Source organism: Levilactobacillus tangyuanensis, from assembly GCF_003946545.1.
Classification (GTDB): domain Bacteria; phylum Bacillota; class Bacilli; order Lactobacillales; family Lactobacillaceae; genus Levilactobacillus; species Levilactobacillus tangyuanensis.
Map to the genome: position 1 here is coordinate 52,209 of NZ_RHOA01000003.1, position 17,490 is coordinate 69,698.

Consider the following 17,490-nt stretch of genomic DNA (forward strand, 5'->3'; position numbering starts at 1 on the left):
CCTTACCACAGAAGTGGTAAGGCCTTTTATCAACTCATTTTTAAATAGTCGTGTCGAACCAGAAGGGATAGCTCGTGAGACCCGCATAAACGTCGAAGAAGCGCCCGCCCATCTCTTCTCCGTCTAACTGACCATACTCGATGGCAGGAACCGTTAGATGGAGTTTCTCGGCCTGATAATAGTGGACGGACTTCGAGGTCAGGTGCTTCTTAAAGACCAGCCGCATGGCAAGCCACAACAGCTTGAAGAAATTCGGCTTCTCGATGACCACGAGGTGAAGTCGGTGATCCTTCAGGTTAGCATCTGGGGCGATCCCGACGCCACCGCCAAAGTAGGGGTGATTGGTCGTGGTCACGAGAAAGGCATTCGGGTAGATGTCACGCTTGTTCCCGACGTGAACGGTCAGGGTGAAGCCACTCTGGTTATAGTAGACGCTTAGTGCTGAGGCCAGATAGGAAAGGGAACCCAAGTGGTGCCGATTCAGCCAAACCTTAGAGCGCGACTGATTGGCCTGGGCAATAATGGCCGCGTCAAAGCCAATCCCGAGGTTATTCGTGAATACGCCGCGTTCCTTTTTGATGGTCTCATTATAGGTGCCAATGTCGTAGTTCGTGGCATGGGTACACTGGATGACTTGGTCAAGGGCCTTCTCCCAATTGAGGGAGAGACCGGCACCGCGAGCAAAATCATTACCCGATCCGATGGGCAGGTAGGTCACGGGAATTGGGTAGTCGCGATGTTGACTGCTAAGGCCGTTAAGGACCTCATGCAGGGTGCCATCGCCACCCAAGGCGAGAACAACCCAATTCTGCCGCGGCTTGTCAGGGAGTCGCTTGGCGAACTGTTCGCTGAGGAGAACAGCATGTTGAGCGTACTCTGAAACGACGACCTCATATTGGACTTGGGCCGCCACGAGTCGCTGCCGGATTTGAGGCCAAAGCGTTCCCGCCTGACCACTCCCAGCGTGTTTATTTAAGATAATATAGAACCGGACACTCAACAGACTGCACCTCACAAATTTTAATCCTTTTTATTATAATCGAAATCGTTCAGCCTGCCTAGTATTTCCATGAGAACTTAGCATTGTCATAAGAAAAAGGGATGTGCAACTTGCACATCCCTGATTAATCTTCAATTACTTAGTCATGATGAACATTGGCAGAATCATTGGGTGACGCTCAGTCTTCTCAAATAAGAAGTTTTGCAGGTCATCAATGACGGCGTTACGAATCGAAGCTTCGGTAGCCTTGGGATTGCGCATGGCCCGTCGAATGGTCTGGAAGACCCGACGACGTCCTTCATTTAATAGTTCACCGGATTCACGCATGTAGACGAATCCACGAGATAAGAGGTCGGGGCCGGCCTTGATTTCCTGATTCTTCAGGTCGATCGTGGCAACCACCACAACCAAGCCTTCTTCGGAAAGTAACTGCCGGTCGCGAAGAACAACGTTACCGATATCACCAATACCAGAGCCGTCGATGTAAACATCGCCAGCGGTAAAGTGACCAGCAACTCGGGCGGAGTCCTTGGTCAAGGCTAGGACGTCCCCGTTTTGTAGAATGAAACTGTGGTCTAATGGCACGCCACATTGTTCAGCGAGTTCGGTATGAATCTTCAGCATCCGGTATTCACCGTGAATTGGCATGAAGAACTTAGGCTGCATGAGCCGTAACATTAACTTTTGTTCTTCCTGACCACCGTGACCAGACGTATGAATATTGTTTACCTTACCGTGAATAACGTTGGCACCGGCTTCTTCTAGCTCATTAATCACCCGGTTAACGGAAATCGTGTTCCCAGGGATTGGGTTACTCGAGAAGACAACGGTATCATCCGGCTGGATGGAAATTTGCCGGTGGGTGCCATTAGCAATCCGTGAGAGGGCGGCCATTGGTTCCCCTTGTGACCCGGTACAAAGAATCATAACCTTGTTAGCGGGTAGGGAACGAATGGTATTGGCATCGACTAACGCTTCGTTAGGGATGTTCAGGTAGCCTAACTCACGGCCGTTAATAATTGCGGCTTCCATTGACCGGCCAAAGACGGCAATTTTCCGTCCATGGGCCAGGGCCGTTTCACAGGCCGTTTCGATCCGTGAAATGTTAGAAGCGAAGGTGGCAAAGATAACCCGGCCTTCGACTTGGTCAAAGATCTTACGGATGGATTTACCTACCCATTTCTCTGACTTCGTCCAGATTGGTCGTTCGGCATTGGTACTGTCTGACATCAAGCAAAGGACGCCATCGGCACCAAGCTTAGCCATCTTTTGCAGATCAGGCGGCTGGTTCGTAACAGGGGTTAAGTCGAACTTATAGTCCCCCGTTTCGACGATTGTTCCGACCGGCGTATGCACGGCAATCCCTAAGGTATCAGGAATGGAGTGGGTCGTCCGGAAGAAGGAAACACTCATCTTACGAAACTTAAGCACAGTATCATCGTCAATTGTGTGTAACTCAGTTGATTTAAGTAATCCGTGTTCTTCAAGCTTGTTCTTAATCAGTGCTAAGGCAAGGGGACCTGCGTACACAGGAACGTTCAGTGCCTTTAACAGATAGGGGATACCCCCAATGTGGTCTTCATGGCCGTGGGTGATCACTAGCGCTTTGATCTTGGCCTGGTTTTCAACGAGGTATTGGTAATCGGGGATAACGTAATCGATTCCTAATAGTTCGTCCTCTGGAAATTTAATCCCGGCATCAATCAGGATGATTTCATCCTGGAATTGAATACCATAGGTGTTCTTCCCGATTTCACCCAGTCCACCCACGCCAAAAATCGCCGTTTCATTATTTTTGACGTTTAGCTTGTTCATTCACCGAACTCCGTCACCTTATAATTCGGATTCTGTTGTTCGTAAGCTAAAGAATTTCCTTCGATGGCTTCAATGAATTCGATGTTATGTTCCGTGTGTGCTTCTACTTGGGCACGGGCTTCAACCTCGGTGTCCGCCTCAACGTAGAGTGAATGCGTATCCTCGCGCTTAGGATTACGCTTCTGATCGTTTTGAAAATAGACTTTATAAATCAAGTGGCAAAACTCCTTTTAAATTACTAATTTAATTCGGCCTGTTGAACAGGTGACGAATCATTTATGTCCCTCCGAACTGCGGGTTGCTCACACAACAATTAGCACAATTTTAGCATAGTTTCTGATGATTGTATAGAATTACCCCTAGACGGCAAAACATGCTATGATTATGCTAGAGTGTAGTGAACGGAGGGATCAAGATGGCCCCATCATTAATTATTGAGATAATTATCGGGATACTCATTGCCATAGTTGTTTATGAACTGATTCACCGTTCCATTGTCCAGCGGGCAACGCGGATGGTTCGGCGTTCTGCCCAGGATGACACGGACGTTGCCGTGAAGGCCGCCATTCGTCGGTTAGTCAATGACGACGTGTTGACTGACGCGGAAAGCCAAATTAGCTCGATTGAAACGGTAGCCGATGTTTGGGGGCGTGGTGTCATGGCCTTCGAATACGTCTTGCCGGTGGGGATGGATGCAAAGCATCGTCTGCGGGCATTGGAAGTGGCCTTTAACGACGCCTTGGCTAGCTTTGGTGCCGACCATGACCTGAAGGGGATTAACGACGGCCCAGCCTTTGTTGTCAGTGACATCTGGGTCTACGAAGGACGGCTGCACGTTGATGTGGCTTATCTGACGAATGAATCTACGGTTGAATATTTGAAGGACTTAAAGAAGTTAAACGATCCAGCCGTGCGTTAGTTTCTTCTATATAAAGATATAAATTCTTACTTGAGACTAAAATGATAAAAAAGAAGCCCCGACTCGTCAAAAGTCGGAGCTTCTTTTTAGATTACTCAATCATAATCATATCTTCATTGGTTTCGAAAGGATGGTCCTTGTTAATGTGGTCGTAGAACAGCATGCCGTGGAGATGGTCGATTTCGTGTTGGCAGACGATGGCCGGATAGTTCTTTAGCCGAACCTGATGTTTCTCACCGTTGACGTCGAAGTAACGCAGGGTGATGCGGTCGTGGCGGGGAACAAAGCCAGGAACGTCTTTGTCGACGGAAAGGCAACCCTCACCCTCCGTCAGGGCACCGGCCTGAACGGATTCGGACACGATGACGGGGTTAATAATTACATCGGTAAAGGGTGACTTGCCGCCTTCTTCTGGGGCAGGGACTAAGACGGACGCCATTTTTTTGGACACGCCGACTTGGGGAGCCGCTAAACCAACGCCTGCTCGTAAACCGTACTTCTTACATTGTTCTGGATCCTGTGAAACAACCAGGTATTCCATTAAGTCTTTTGCTAACTGTTGGTCTTCCGCTGACAAGGGAAAGGCGACATCAGCCGCTTCCTGTCGTAAAACGGGGTCGCCGTCGCGGACAATATCTTTCATGAGAAACAAGCGCATTACCTCCACATTTTAATCATAATTATCACTAATTGTAACATACCCCTTGTGAAATATGAAATGAAAAGAAAACGGTTGCGGCTTTCAGGAAAGTAGGAAAACAAACAATCACAAGTGGCTCAAGCGATTTGGTCCAATCCCTTTATTTATCGCTATGAAAGGGCTTGCAAGCGTTGTGAAAAAATGGTACTTTATAAGCGTAGTCAGGAAACGCAACGTTAACTCACTTTTAGTTAACAATTTCATATTTAGTGAAAGGAAAGTGTTACTTATGGCTAATGGAAGCAAACAGATTGTAGACTTTGCCAAGATCAAAGCTACGATGGCCGATCCATACAAACACCCGGTACAAGTGATTGATCGGGAAGGCAAGGTCGTCGATCCAGACACGTTGGCAAAATATTCAGATGACCAACTTGTCGACTTCATGAAGAAAATGGTTTGGGAGCGTACGCTACACGAACAAACAATGAACTTCTCCCGTCAGGGTCGTCTCGGTTTTTATGCTCCAACGGCCGGTGAGGAAGCTAGTGAAATGGGAAGTGTTACCGCATTTAAGAAGCAAGACTTCCTATTGCCAGCCTACCGTGATTTACCACAAATGATTCAACACGGGACTACCGTTGCCAAAGGTTTCTTATGGTCAAAAGGACATGTTGAAGGTAATCAACATGAAAATCCTAACATGATGTTCCCACAAATTATCATTGGTGCCCAATACGTTGAAACCGCAGGGGTTGCATTGGGGATTAAGAAGAATGGCGACGAAGATCGCGTTGCCTTTGTCTACACCGGTGATGGTGGGACTTCTCAAGGGGACTGGTATGAAGGGGTTAACTTCACCAGTGCCTATCAAGCACCAGCTGTCTTCTTCGTTCAAAACAATGGCTGGGCAATCTCAGTTCCACGCTACCAGCAAACCGCTGCCGAAACCTTGGCACAAAAGGCGGTTGCCATGGGTGTTCCTTCCGTCCAAGTTGATGGGATGGATATCGTGGCCGTTCACGAAGTTTCCAAAGCAGCTCGTGAATTTGCTGCTGCCGGTAACGGGCCAGTCGTGATTGAAACGCTGACTTACCGTTACGGTGCTCACTCCTCAGCTGGTGACGATCCTTCTCGTTACCGGACCGACGAAGAAACAAAGCCTTGGTTCGATGCCGACCCATTGATTCGGATGCGGAAAGTATTAACTGACAAGGGTGTTTGGTCACAAGACCAAGAAGACAAGTTAGTCGAAGAATACAAAGACGAATTCAAGAGTGCAATGAAGGATGCTGAAGCAGCTCCGGCACAAAAGGTTTCTGACTTCTTGAAGTGGACTTACAACGTTCCTACTCCAGCTGTTAAGAAGCAAATTGCCGAATTTGAAGCAAAGGAGTCGAAGTAATCATGGCTAAAATGACGTATATTAAAGCGATCACTTCTGGTCTAGATCAAGTCCTAGGCGATGACCCTAAGACCCTGATCTTCGGTGAAGACGTTGGTAAAAACGGTGGTGTGTTCCGGACTACGGTTGGCTTACAAGACAAATACGGTGAAGACCGGGTCTTCGATACGCCATTGGCTGAATCCGGGATCTTAGGCTTGGCAATCGGGTTATCCTTAACCGGTTGGCGGCCAATTCCAGAAATCCAATTCATGGGGTTCACGTTCGAAGCGATGGATGGGATTGTTGGCCAATTAGCCCGTGATCACTACCGGTTCGGTGGCCAAAAGAACTTCCCAGTTACGGTACGGACACCATTTGGTGGTGGGACTCATACCGCCGAAATGCATGCAGATAACTTGGAAAACTACTTCGTTAGCACCCCAGGGTTACGGGTGGTTACACCTGCCAACCCATACGACGCTAAGGGCTTAGTTATCTCGGCTGTTGAAAGTGACGATCCGGTTCTATTTATGGAAAACCTGAAGCTGTACCGTTCAATGAAGGATGAAGTTCCTGATGAAAAGTACACGGTTCCATTAGACTCCGCTAAGGTCGTTCGTGAAGGAACTGACATCACGTTGGTTGCCTACAGTGCCGAAGTTAATGAAGCTTTGACGGCGGCCGATGCATTGGCAAAGGACAACATTTCTGCCGAAGTTATTGACTTGCGGTCCTTGTCACCAATTGACACAGACACCATCTATGCTTCTATTGATAAGACCCACAAGGTTGTTGTCATTCAAGAAGCTCAACGGATGGCTGGTGTTGGTGCCGTGGTTGCTTCCGACATTGCTGAAGACAAGATCATGTCCTTGGATGCCCCAATCGGCCGGGTTGCAGCGCCAGATAGCGTTTACCCATTTGCTCAGGCCGAAAACGATTGGATTCCAAATGCCGATGACATTGAAGCCAAGGCACGTGAAATCTTCAACTACTAAAACATCAATTAACTAAAATGAAAATTAACAATGTGGGAGACACCCTGCATTAGATGAAAGAAAGGAAGTTTTCCCATGGCTTATACGTTCAAACTCCCAGAGCTTGGTGAAGGAATGGCTGAAGGCGAAATTTCTTCATGGCTAGTAAAAGAAGGAGACACGGTTAAGGAAGACGACACATTAGTTGAAATCCAAAACGATAAGTCTGTTTCGGAATTACCATCACCAGTTGCTGGTACTATTTCACAAATTGTTGCTAAGGAAGGCGACACCGTTGAAATTGGTGACCCATTGATTGTGATTGACGATGGTTCAGCCGCTGCTCCTGATTTGGCTAAGGGCGGCGACGCCGATGCTGCTCCTGCTGAAGATGCCGCTCCGGCACCTGCTCCAGCTCCAGAACCAGCCGCTGCACCAGCGCCAGCACCTGCCGCAGCCCCAGCTGCACCAGCAGGCGTTCCGGCTGCTTCTGATCCAAATAAACTAGTTATGGCGATGCCTTCTGTCCGTCAATACGCACGGGACAAGGGTGTTGACATTACTTTGGTTGCCCCAACTGGTAACCATGGTCAAGTCTTGAAGGCCGACATCGATAACTTTAATGGGGCTGCCGCTCCAGCTGCTGCACCCGCAGCCGCTGCCAGTGACACTGGTGCCGTTAAGAGTGCCGGTGGCAGTGCTATCAAGCCTTGGAAGGCTGACCGCCCTGACCTTGAAACTCGCGAACCGATGTCAGCAATGCGGAAGATTATTGCTAAGAGCATGCGAACTTCAAAGGACATTTCACCTCACGTCACCTCATTCGACGAAGTGGAAGTATCAGCCTTAATGGCTAACCGCAAGAAGTACAAGCAAGCCGCTGCTGACCGGGACATTCATCTGACGTTCTTGCCATACATCGTTAAGGCCTTAGTTGCTGTTATGAAGGACTTCCCAGACCTGAACGCATCCATTGACGACACGACTGAAGAAATTGTCACGAAGCATTACTACAACATCGGGATTGCGACGAACACTGAACATGGACTCTACGTTCCTAACATTAAGAACGCTGATTCCAAGGGCATGTTCGAAATTGCCAAGGAAATTACCGAAAACACCCAAGCTGCTTACGACAATAAGTTGAAGCCTGACGCAATGTCTGGTGGGTCCATTACCATCAGTAACGTTGGTTCCATCGGTGGTGGCTGGTTCACACCAGTTATCAACCAACCTGAAGTGGCTATCTTAGGTGTTGGGCGGATTGAAAAGGCACCTTACGTTAACGATGATGGCGACATCGTGGTTGGCCGGATGCTGAAGCTTTCCCTGAGTTACGACCACCGGTTAATCGACGGTGCCCTAGCTCAAAATATCTTAAACGAATTAAAGGCATTGCTTCATGATCCAGAAATGCTGTTAATGGAAGGGTAGGAATAATATGGCAGATGTTGAAAAAAAGGACACCGTCATCGTCGGTGCCGGACCCGGCGGCTACGTTGCCGCAATTCGGGCTTCTGAATTAGGCCAAAAGGTCACTTTAGTAGAAAAATCCGATACCTTGGGTGGTGTCTGCTTGAATGTTGGCTGTGTACCTTCCAAGGCCTTGATTCAAGCTGGTCACCGTTTAGAACAAGCCAAGGATGGATCCACTTATGGGATTTCGACTTCCTCTGCCGTCATTGATTTCAAGAAGACGCAAGAATGGAAGCAAACCAAAGTGGTTGACCGGATGACGAGTGGGGTTAAGATGCTGATGAAGAAGCATCACGTTGACGTTGTCAATGGTGAAGCGGTCTTCCTTAGTGACACTCAACTTCGGGTCATGCCTACCGGTGAAAAGCAATTTATGTCCACCGATACCGGTCAAACCTTTGAGTTTAACAACATCATTATCGCTTCTGGTTCACACCCAATTGAAATCCCTGGGTTCAAGTTCGATGGTCGGGTGGTCGATTCCACCGGTGGTCTGAGCTTGCCAGAAGTTCCTAAGGAATTTGTTGTCATTGGTGGTGGGTACGTTGGAACCGAATTGGCTGGTGCCTATGCCAGCTTAGGTGCTCACGTGACGATCATTGAAGGAACGGGCTCGATCTTACCTAACTTTGAAAAGGACATGGTTTCTGTTGTTCTGAAGAAGCTGAAGAAGAAGGGCGTTGACGTCATCACGAATGCGATGGCTAAGGGTTCTACTCAAGATGACAACAGTGTCAGCGTGACCTATGCAGTTGATGGCAAGGAATCTACGATTAAAGCCGATTACTGCATGGTAACTGTTGGACGCCGGCCAAATACCGATGACTTAGGCTTGGAATACACCAAAGTTAAATTGGATGACCATGGGCTGATCAAGGTGGATAACCAAGGTCGGACCGACTCAGAACACATCTGGGCCGTTGGTGACGTTGTTCCTGGCGCTGCCTTGGCTCACAAGGCCTTTGCAGAAGGCAAGACGGCTGCCGGTGCCATTTCCGGTAAGAAGACGGCTAACGACTGGCTGAGTGTTCCTGCGGTTTGCTTCTCTGATCCTGAAATTGCCACTGTTGGCTACAGTGAATCAGCTGCTAAAGACAAGGGTATCAAGGTCAAGACGGCGAAATTCCCATTTGCTGGGAATGCGCGGGCGGTTTCTCTGGACTCACCTGATGGCTTTGTTCGCTTCATCTACACGGATGATGACAACAAGAACATCGTGGGTGCCGAAGCGGTTGGCCCTGAAGCCAGCACCATGGCTGGTGAACTCTCAACCATTGTTAACGACGGTTTAAACGTTGAAGACGTTGCGTTGACCATTCACCCACACCCAACATTAAACGAACCAATTCAAGAAGCGGCTGACATCGCAATGGGCTTCCCAACACACATCTAGTGTGACGGGCAGTTGCGAGCAGTCTTAAGGGGTCACTCTTCGGAGTGACTCCTTTTTGGGTTGAGTGAGCGTTCCAGCTTGCTATCCCTGATGGTTCACCTATAATAAGTCTATGTGAGAATTTTACGTAAAAAAGGGGGCCCATCATGAAACCGACGTTAATCATTCAAGGTAATTTAGAACAAGCGAGTCAATTGATTCAATTATTATTAGTTGCAGATTTGCCGGTGGACTGTGTGGTTATGCCCAATACTCTGGACGACACACCACGTTATCAGTCGTTGGTTGTTGCCAGCACGGTGTGTGCTCATTTGAGTCTCCGCGTGGGAACGGCGGCTGACTATGGGCAAGCCCATTGGGTGGTGATTCTTGACCGGTCCGAAGAACATACACCTCAGGTTGAACGGGTTGCTGAACTTCGACGTCTGTTGAATCACATGGTTGAGAATGGCTTCAAGGGCCAACTGGTCTTTGCTGGCCGCGAGGATGACGTATTAACCAGCTTTGCGAGTCATTTTTCAGGATTACCGACGGAACAAATATGGGGATTGGGGACTTATCCATTAACGCGATTATTGGCTCATCGATTGGCCGATCAATTGGGGCTAGGAGCCGCAGCGATTCGAGCAACGGTGGTCGGTAGTGCCGCCAATCCAACGGTGGCCTGGAGTCGAACCTATGTCGGGCCAACGCCAATTCTGATGTATCTGGCCAATGAGGACGCCAAGTTTAGTGGTGACGATCTCAGCAAGGTGGGGAATTGGTTACGTCGTGAGGCGACTGAACAATTAGAAACGTTACGGCTACTCGGGCTCATTCATCTCTTACAGGCCATTTTAGCCGAGCAACCCGTTATTGAGACCGTGACTAATATTCAGCCGGGTGAAGAGACGTATGCGGCGGCTACACCAATCCTGGTCAATGCCACGGGCGTGCATCGGCTAACAAATCTCGTGCTGTCCGAAGACGAACAACAGGATTATGCGGCCGGAATTAGTGAATTAAAAACAACCATTACGGCCATTGAAGGCCAACAAACGGAGGGAAAGTAAGGCATGGCAACGAGTTCAAACTATGAGTATCCATTATTTCCAGACTGGTCAACGACTGATATCGTGGCGGTGACCAATCTTTATCAATTGGTTGAAGCAGCCTATGAAGATGGGCATGGCGTGGCAGCCAACGACTTAGTGAGGGCCTATCGTGATTTTCAGAAGGTCGTTCCACAAAAATTTGAAGAAAAGCAGCTGGACCGCGATTTTGAGACGGCATCGGGATACAGTATTTATCGAACGGTTAAGGCTGCACGACAGAACGATGGTCAGATCAAAATGAAGGAGCGCAACTAATGGCAGAGGAATGGCAGCAACTGAATAAACAGGTAACTGATCTATTGAAAACGGCCAGAGAACAGGTTCTGACAAAGATGCAGGCACCATTGACCGTCAACGAGAAGACCAATCGTAAAGACCTTGTGACTAACGTCGACAAGTCAAACGAGCAATTCTTAATTAAGCAGATTCACCAAATCGATCCGACCGCCCGCGTTTTAGGTGAAGAGGGCTTTGGTGATGCCCTTCAGGACCTGAAGGGTCGTGTATGGATTGTCGATCCCATCGATGGGACGATGAATTTTGTTAAGCAACGTGACAATTTTGCCATTATGATTGGGATTTATCAGGATGGAGTTGGCCAATTAGGCTACATTTATGATGTCATGCAAGACGTCTTGTACCATGGCGGACCGGCCTTAGGCGGTGTCTATGCCGATGAACGACGTTTAGAAGCGCCGGCCAACATTGCCTTGGCTGATGGGTTAATTGGGGCCAGCGGCCCGTTGGTCGTCCATGACGTCAGTCATATGCAGGCCATTGTCCATGCCAGTGCCGGAATGCGGGTCTATGGTAGTGCCGGGATTGAATTAATTAATATCATGTTAGGTAAGACGCTGGGCTATATTTCCTATCTCAAGCCCTGGGATATTGCGGCCGGAAAAGTCCTACTGGAAGCGTTAGGGTGTCAAGTAACAACTATTGACGGGCAACCGCTCGATATGTTATCATCTAACCTTGTACTAGTAGCGACGGAAAAGGCGCAACGTGATATTCTCCAAATTGAAGAAGATGACGTCTCACTGTGACACTGTCACAGTTTTTTTATGCGGCCGGCTGGTACGGATGGACTTTACCAGTTATAGACGCTACACTAAGCGTACTTACTCAGTAAGCATGCCGTGATTCCATCTAATTCACCAAGCACGAAAGGAAGAAATACACTTGAAAATCAGAGATGATATCCGCAACATTGCCATCATTGCCCACGTTGACCACGGTAAGACCACCTTGGTTAACGAAATGCTCAAACAGTCCGATACGTTAGACGAACACGCGTCTATTGAAGACCGTGCCATGGATACTAATGCTATCGAAAAGGAACGGGGTATTACGATCCTGTCCAAGAACACTGCCGTCCGTTATGGCGACAAACAAGTTAACATCTTGGATACCCCAGGACACGCCGACTTTGGTGGTGAAGTGGAACGGATCATGCGCATGGTTGACGGCGTTTTGCTTGTCGTTGACGCCTACGAAGGAACGATGCCACAAACTCGTTTCGTTCTGAAGAAAGCCCTCGATCAACATTTAACCCCAATCGTGGTTATTAACAAGGTTGACCGTGAAGGCGCTCGTCCATCCGAAGTCGTTGATGAAGTCTTAGACCTCTTCATCGAATTGGGTGCTGACGAAGACCAATTAGACTTCCCAGTTGTTTATGCTTCTGCCATGAACGGGACCTCTAGTTACGAACCAGAAATTTCTTCACAAGAACACACTATGAAGCCAATTTTTGAAACCATCATCAAGCACATCCCAGCACCAATTGATAACAGCGACGAACCATTACAGTTCCAAGTTGCTATGTTGGACTACAACGACTTCGTTGGTCGTATCGGGATTGGCCGGATCTTCCGTGGGAAGATCAAGGTCGGTGACAGTGTTACTGTTATGAAGCTTGACGGTTCTAAGCAAAACTTCCGGGTTACCAAGTTGTTTGGTTTCTTCGGTTTGAAGCGTTTGGAAATCAACGAAGCCCAAGCGGGTGACTTGATTGCCGTTTCCGGGATGGAAGAAATCAACGTTGGTGAAACGGTGGTTGCGCCTGACCATCTTGAACCACTTCCAGTTCTGCGGATTGACGAACCAACCTTGCAGATGACTTTCCGGACCAACGACTCACCATTTGCTGGTCGTGAAGGTAAGTTTGTGACGTCTCGTCAAATCGAAGAACGTTTGAAGCGTGAACTTCATACCGACGTTTCCTTACGAGTTGATGACACCGACAATCCTGGTGCCTGGGTCGTATCCGGTCGTGGTGAACTTCATTTGTCCATCTTGATCGAAACGATGCGTCGTGAAGGTTACGAATTACAAGCATCTCGCCCAGAAGTTATCTACAGAACGATTGACAATGTTCGTTGCGAACCATTTGAATCCGTTCAAATCGATACGCCTGACGAATACACCGGTTCAATCATTGACACACTTTCTCAACGTAAGGGTGAAATGAAGAACATGGAAGCCGTTGGGAACGGTCAAACTCGTTTGACTTTCTTAGCACCTTCACGTGGGTTAATCGGTTACTCAACTGAATTCTTGTCCTTGACTCGTGGTTACGGGATCATGAACCATACCTTCTCGAAGTACCTCCCTGTTATCAAGAACTGGAACCCTGGTCGTCACAACGGGACTTTAGTTTCCATCAACTCTGGTAAGGTTACCACGTACGCCATCATGGCCGTTCAAGACCGTGGGTTAATCTTTACCGATGCTGGGACCGAAGTTTACGAAGGGATGATCGTCGGCCAAAACAGTCGTGATAACGATATCTCCGTTAACATTACGCGTGGTCGTAACCAAACCAACGTCCGGGCCGCTGGGTCTGAAGATATTGCTAAGGTTAAGTCACCATTGAAGATGTCCTTGGAAGAATCACTTGAATTCATCAACGAAGATGAATACTGTGAAATCACCCCAGAACATGTTCGTTTACGGAAGACTATCCTGAACACGGGTGAACGTGAAAAGGCTGCTAAGAAGCGCCGGACCGCTGCTCGTAAGTAATCTTAACTTTAAATAAAACTTTACCGGTAACAAACGTGGTCAACCACGGGTGTTACCGGTTTTTTTATCCAAAAATGGCCGCGGAGCTATGCTATAATATAAACATTCGATTACCGTAAGAAACGGTAGATTTGGAGCGAACTGATCGTATGCGAAAGTTAAAATATTTAGATTATTGGTTATTAGTCCCGTACCTGATATTGAGTATCTTCGGGATTGTTATGGTATATTCCGCGAGTGCGGATATCGGTAGTCAAAATGGCGGTAGCCCATTTAGCTACCTGGTTAAGCAGACCATTTACGTTATCATGGGGCTGTGCATTCTGGCCTTTATGACGATGATGAACATTAATAAACTCCGCAATAAAAATGTCTTGAAGTATGCCGGGTATGTTGCGTTAGGATCCTTGGCGCTCTTGTTGGTCATGGGACAGACGATCAATGGGGCGGCCGGTTGGTTCCACCTGGGACCTATCAGTATCCAACCCGCCGAATTCGTGAAATTCTATGTGATTATTTGGCTGGCCAACGTCAATGCCAAACGGCAGGATGAGATTCAACTCGAGGGTTGGTGGGCGACGATGCGGTGGCCACTGATCATCTGCCTGGGTATCGTTGGCCTAATCTTCTTGCAACCGGACCTTGGTGGGGCAACGATTAATGCCAGCATTATTTTCGTCATGGTCTTGGCGAGTGGCTTCAATTGGAAAGGGGCCATGCTGATTTTTGGGGCGGCCTTTCTTGCGGTGGTTGGGGTTCTTTTCCCAATTGTCGTCAAGGTTTCGGAAATGGGCTTCGCCAAAAATAATTATCAACTACAACGAATTGTGGCTTTCATCAATCCGTTCGAACATTCCCAATCGGTTGGCCAACAACTGGTTAATTCCTACTATGCGCTTAGCAATGGGGGGATCTTTGGGGTGGGTTGGGGAAATAGTATTCAAAAAACAGGCTATCTACCTGAACCCAACACCGATTTTATTATGGCGATTTTAGCCGAGGAACTGGGACTCATTACGGCCCTGGGAATCATCGCCCTTTTATTCCTGATTATTCTCCGGACGGTTCTGGTTGGTATTCGGAGTAATTCAACGTATCAATCATTGATTTGTTACGGTACCGCCACGTATCTGACCGTTCAAACGCTGTTTAATTTAGGTGGGGTGCTGGGAATGCTACCTATTACCGGGGTTACCTTCCCATTTATCAGTTACGGGGGGTCCAGTACTTGGACGCTGGCCCTGGTCATGGGGGTTGTCCTTAATATTAGTACGCGTCAGAAACATTATCGATTGACCCATTAGGAGGTGGACCAATGGCATTTGAAATGCAAGAACGACAAAGCTTAGTTGTTTACACCTATAGTCTCAAACAAACACGGCAGTTAAAGCGTTACGGAACGGTCATGTACGTCTCCAAGAAGATGCGCTACGTGGTGCTTTACGTGAACCGTGATGCAGTTCCGGCGTTGACGGAACAACTGAGCCATCTACGCTTTGTTAAGCGCGTGGTGGCTTCAAAACGCCCGGACATTAGAGAAACTTTTAATGGTGTCGCGGAAGATTTACAAACCCCAGATTTAAAGGATGAGGAAGAATGAGAATTGTTGCAGGAGAGTATGGCGGACGGCGATTAAAGGCGGTCCCTGGCATGGCAACTCGACCAACGACCGATAAGGTTAAGGAAGCGCTGTTCAATATGATTGGCCCCTATTTCGATGGTGGTCGGAGTCTGGACTTATTTGCTGGCTCAGGCGGTCTGAGTATTGAAGCGGTCTCCCGGGGTGTTGCTGAGGCCGTCCTGATTGACCGGCAATATGCGGCGATCAAGACGATTAAGGACAACGTCGCGGTGACCAAGGCGCCAGAAAAATTTGAAATCTTGAAACGTGATGCCAATCGGGCTATCCCCGAATTGGCCGATCGAGGGGACAAATTTGACCTAGTCTTCTTTGACCCACCATATGCTCAGCAAAAGATCATGGCCGAAATGGATCGTCTGCGGGAGCTCGGATTGTTGAATAGCGGCGCCCGAGTTATCTGTGAGACTGACCAGCAGGCACAATTGCCTGACGACATTGCTGGGTTCAACCTGATTGAACGCCGGGACTATGGCATTACTGAAATCACTATTTATGAACTAGGAAGTGATGTGGGATGACACTCGCTGTTTTTCCGGGAAGTTTTGATCCCTTAACCAATGGCCACCTGGACCTGATTCAACGGGCCAGTCGCCTTTTCGATCAGCTGATCGTGGTGGTTGGTCAGAATACCAGTAAGGCCAGCGTGTTTACACCGGCCGAACGGGTTGCCTTCATTGAAGCCAGCGTTCAAGATCTGGTCAATGTGCAGGTTCGGATTGAAGCTGGTCTCACCGTCGACTTCATGAAGCAAGTGCATGCCACGGCTTTGGTTCGGGGCTTGCGAAACGCAACGGACTTTGAGTATGAACAGGGCATCGCGGGGATGAATCGGGCCTTGGCACCTGAGATTGAGACCGTTTGTTTGTTAGCAGATGGTCGCTATCAGTTTGTCTCGTCCAGTCTGTTAAAAGAGGTCGCCAAGTTTGGTGGCGATTTATCCAAGCTAGTGCCACCGGCTGTGGCAACGGCCTTGGTGGATCGATTAGAAAGTGGGCGGACACGTGATTAAACGAGTATGGCAGCGAGCAGGTCGGCAGATTTTAATCACCATTGCCCTTGTTGTGGCGGTCTTGGCCTTTTTCTTTTGGCCATTGCCCAAATACATCGAAGGCCCAGGTAGCGCCGATGATTTGAAGTCGTTCGTTAGCATGCCAGGTCATGCCGACAAGCGCGGCGGGAAGTTCATGATCACATCGGTTGCCTTGGCTCAGGCGCGACCGGCTTCCTACTTGTACGCTAAGTTCAATCCCACTTTTAGTGTTGAAAGTGCGGATGCGGTCACCGGTGGGGAAAGCAATGCGACCTATGATCGGGTTCAGAACTTCTATATGCAGAGCGCCATTAACGAATCTATTTATACGGCTTATAAGGCCGCAAATAAGACGGTTAGTCGGCAGTATCTAGGCATCTATGTCCTTAATGTGGCCAAAAATTCACCGTTTGCCAAGTCGCTGAAGGTTGGCGATACAGTTACCAAGGTGAATGGCCGGCATTTCAATTCGATGGTGGGATACCAACACTACATTCAGAAGCAGAAGGTTGGCCAACGGGCGACGGTGACCTACCAACATAATGGTCATACCCGTCAGGCAACGGCCAAGCTGATGACCTTACCAGGTACCAAGAAGGCAGGAATTGGGATTACTCTGACGGATAACGTCAAAGTCACGGCCAAGCCCAAAGTCACGGTTAATCCGGGAAATATTGGGGGACCCTCCGGTGGACTGATGTTTAGCCTACAGATCTATACCCAGGTGACCGGAAAGAATCTGCGCCAGGGACGGAAGATTGCCGGAACCGGTACCGTCGACAGCAACGGTGATGTGGGTGAAATCGGTGGAATTGATAAGAAGATTATTGCCGCCAAAAGAGCGGGGGCCACGGTTTTCTTTGCGCCATACGTGAAGCCTACCAAGCTACTCTTGAAGTATGAAGAACATCATCAGACGAATTATCAGTTGGCCAAGTCAACGGCTAAGAAGTATGCCCCAAATATGAAAGTCGTTCCGGTTAAGAACTTTAATGATGCCGTTAAATACTTGGAAAAATAAAAAGATTGCCAGTGATGGCAATCTTTTTTGTTGTCGGAAAAGTTTTTAAGCGTCGCTGACGGAGCTAAG

General features: G+C 48.4%; 18 protein-coding genes. 14 read left to right on the forward strand and 4 right to left on the reverse strand.

The window, feature by feature from the left end; translation table 11 throughout:
* Positions 1-40: 40 nt before the first annotated feature.
* The 3 genes from EKM96_RS03475 to EKM96_RS03485 all read right to left on the reverse strand — a co-directional run bounded on the left by EKM96_RS03475 (position 41) and on the right by EKM96_RS03485 (position 3,030).
* Positions 41-1,015: a diacylglycerol/lipid kinase family protein gene (locus EKM96_RS03475; protein ID WP_225417575.1), complete on the reverse strand. Its 975-nt coding sequence runs from the start codon at positions 1,013-1,015 to the stop codon at positions 41-43.
* Between the two features lie 120 nt (positions 1,016-1,135).
* Positions 1,136-2,815 carry a ribonuclease J1 gene (gene rnjA, locus EKM96_RS03480; protein ID WP_125639795.1) on the reverse strand — a complete coding sequence of 560 codons (1,680 nt, stop codon included), beginning with the start codon at positions 2,813-2,815 and terminating at the stop codon, positions 1,136-1,138.
* The gene (locus EKM96_RS03485; RefSeq protein ID WP_125639798.1) at positions 2,812-3,030 is read right to left on the reverse strand and encodes a DNA-directed RNA polymerase subunit epsilon; all 219 of its coding nucleotides are present in this window, start codon (positions 3,028-3,030) and stop codon (positions 2,812-2,814) included. Before EKM96_RS03485 ends, rnjA begins: the two co-directional genes overlap by 4 nt.
* Before the next feature lie 200 nt (positions 3,031-3,230).
* Here EKM96_RS03485 and EKM96_RS03490 point away from each other — a divergent pair, with 200 nt between their 5' ends.
* Positions 3,231-3,734, forward strand: a complete 504-nt coding sequence (locus EKM96_RS03490; protein WP_125639801.1) for a hypothetical protein — start codon at positions 3,231-3,233, stop codon at positions 3,732-3,734.
* Positions 3,735-3,825: 91 nt separating this feature from the next.
* Here EKM96_RS03490 and def read toward each other — a convergent pair whose 3' ends face one another.
* Positions 3,826-4,386, reverse strand: coding sequence for a peptide deformylase (gene def, locus EKM96_RS03495; RefSeq protein WP_125639803.1), 561 nt, complete (start codon positions 4,384-4,386; stop codon positions 3,826-3,828).
* Positions 4,387-4,663: 277 nt separating this feature from the next.
* On the opposite strand from def, the gene pdhA reads away from it, so the two are divergent.
* The 13 genes from pdhA (at position 4,664) to EKM96_RS03560 (ending at position 17,421) form a co-directional block, all read left to right on the forward strand.
* Positions 4,664-5,779, forward strand: a complete 1,116-nt coding sequence (gene pdhA, locus EKM96_RS03500; protein WP_125639806.1) for a pyruvate dehydrogenase (acetyl-transferring) E1 component subunit alpha — start codon at positions 4,664-4,666, stop codon at positions 5,777-5,779.
* Positions 5,780-5,781: 2 nt separating this feature from the next.
* Positions 5,782-6,759 carry an alpha-ketoacid dehydrogenase subunit beta gene (locus EKM96_RS03505; protein ID WP_061775906.1) on the forward strand — a complete coding sequence of 326 codons (978 nt, stop codon included), beginning with the start codon at positions 5,782-5,784 and terminating at the stop codon, positions 6,757-6,759.
* Positions 6,760-6,834: 75 nt separating this feature from the next.
* The gene (locus EKM96_RS03510; protein ID WP_125639811.1) at positions 6,835-8,172 is read left to right on the forward strand and encodes a 2-oxo acid dehydrogenase subunit E2; all 1,338 of its coding nucleotides are present in this window, start codon (positions 6,835-6,837) and stop codon (positions 8,170-8,172) included.
* 7 nt (positions 8,173-8,179) lie between these two features.
* Entirely contained in the window at positions 8,180-9,607 is a 1,428-nt protein-coding gene (lpdA, locus tag EKM96_RS03515; protein ID WP_125639814.1) for a dihydrolipoyl dehydrogenase, read from the forward strand.
* Positions 9,608-9,753: 146 nt separating this feature from the next.
* Positions 9,754-10,659, forward strand: coding sequence for a Rossmann-fold NAD(P)-binding domain-containing protein (locus EKM96_RS03520; RefSeq protein ID WP_125639818.1), 906 nt, complete (start codon positions 9,754-9,756; stop codon positions 10,657-10,659).
* Positions 10,660-10,662: 3 nt separating this feature from the next.
* Entirely contained in the window at positions 10,663-10,956 is a 294-nt protein-coding gene (locus tag EKM96_RS03525; protein WP_125639821.1) for a UPF0223 family protein, read from the forward strand.
* The gene (locus EKM96_RS03530) at positions 10,956-11,747 is read left to right on the forward strand and encodes an inositol monophosphatase family protein (protein WP_125639824.1); all 792 of its coding nucleotides are present in this window, start codon (positions 10,956-10,958) and stop codon (positions 11,745-11,747) included. The genes EKM96_RS03525 and EKM96_RS03530 overlap by 1 nt, the downstream gene beginning before the upstream one ends.
* 136 nt (positions 11,748-11,883) lie before the next feature.
* Positions 11,884-13,728: a translational GTPase TypA gene (gene typA, locus EKM96_RS03535; RefSeq protein WP_125639827.1), complete on the forward strand. Its 1,845-nt coding sequence runs from the start codon at positions 11,884-11,886 to the stop codon at positions 13,726-13,728.
* 149 nt (positions 13,729-13,877) lie between these two features.
* Positions 13,878-15,032 (forward strand): FtsW/RodA/SpoVE family cell cycle protein, encoded by a 1,155-nt coding sequence (locus EKM96_RS03540; protein WP_125639830.1) that lies wholly within the window; start codon positions 13,878-13,880, stop codon positions 15,030-15,032.
* Between the two features lie 11 nt (positions 15,033-15,043).
* Positions 15,044-15,328: a YlbG family protein gene (locus tag EKM96_RS03545; RefSeq protein WP_125639832.1), complete on the forward strand. Its 285-nt coding sequence runs from the start codon at positions 15,044-15,046 to the stop codon at positions 15,326-15,328.
* Complete coding sequence (rsmD, locus tag EKM96_RS03550) at positions 15,325-15,888, forward strand: 16S rRNA (guanine(966)-N(2))-methyltransferase RsmD (protein WP_125639835.1); 564 nt, start codon at positions 15,325-15,327, stop codon at positions 15,886-15,888. Before EKM96_RS03545 ends, rsmD begins: the two co-directional genes overlap by 4 nt.
* A complete protein-coding gene (coaD, locus tag EKM96_RS03555) occupies positions 15,885-16,379 on the forward strand; it encodes a pantetheine-phosphate adenylyltransferase (RefSeq protein ID WP_125639839.1) in 495 nt (164 codons plus the stop codon). Before rsmD ends, coaD begins: the two co-directional genes overlap by 4 nt.
* Complete coding sequence (locus EKM96_RS03560) at positions 16,375-17,421, forward strand: SepM family pheromone-processing serine protease (protein WP_125640328.1); 1,047 nt, start codon at positions 16,375-16,377, stop codon at positions 17,419-17,421. The genes coaD and EKM96_RS03560 overlap by 5 nt, the downstream gene beginning before the upstream one ends.
* Positions 17,422-17,490: the final 69 nt, after the last annotated feature.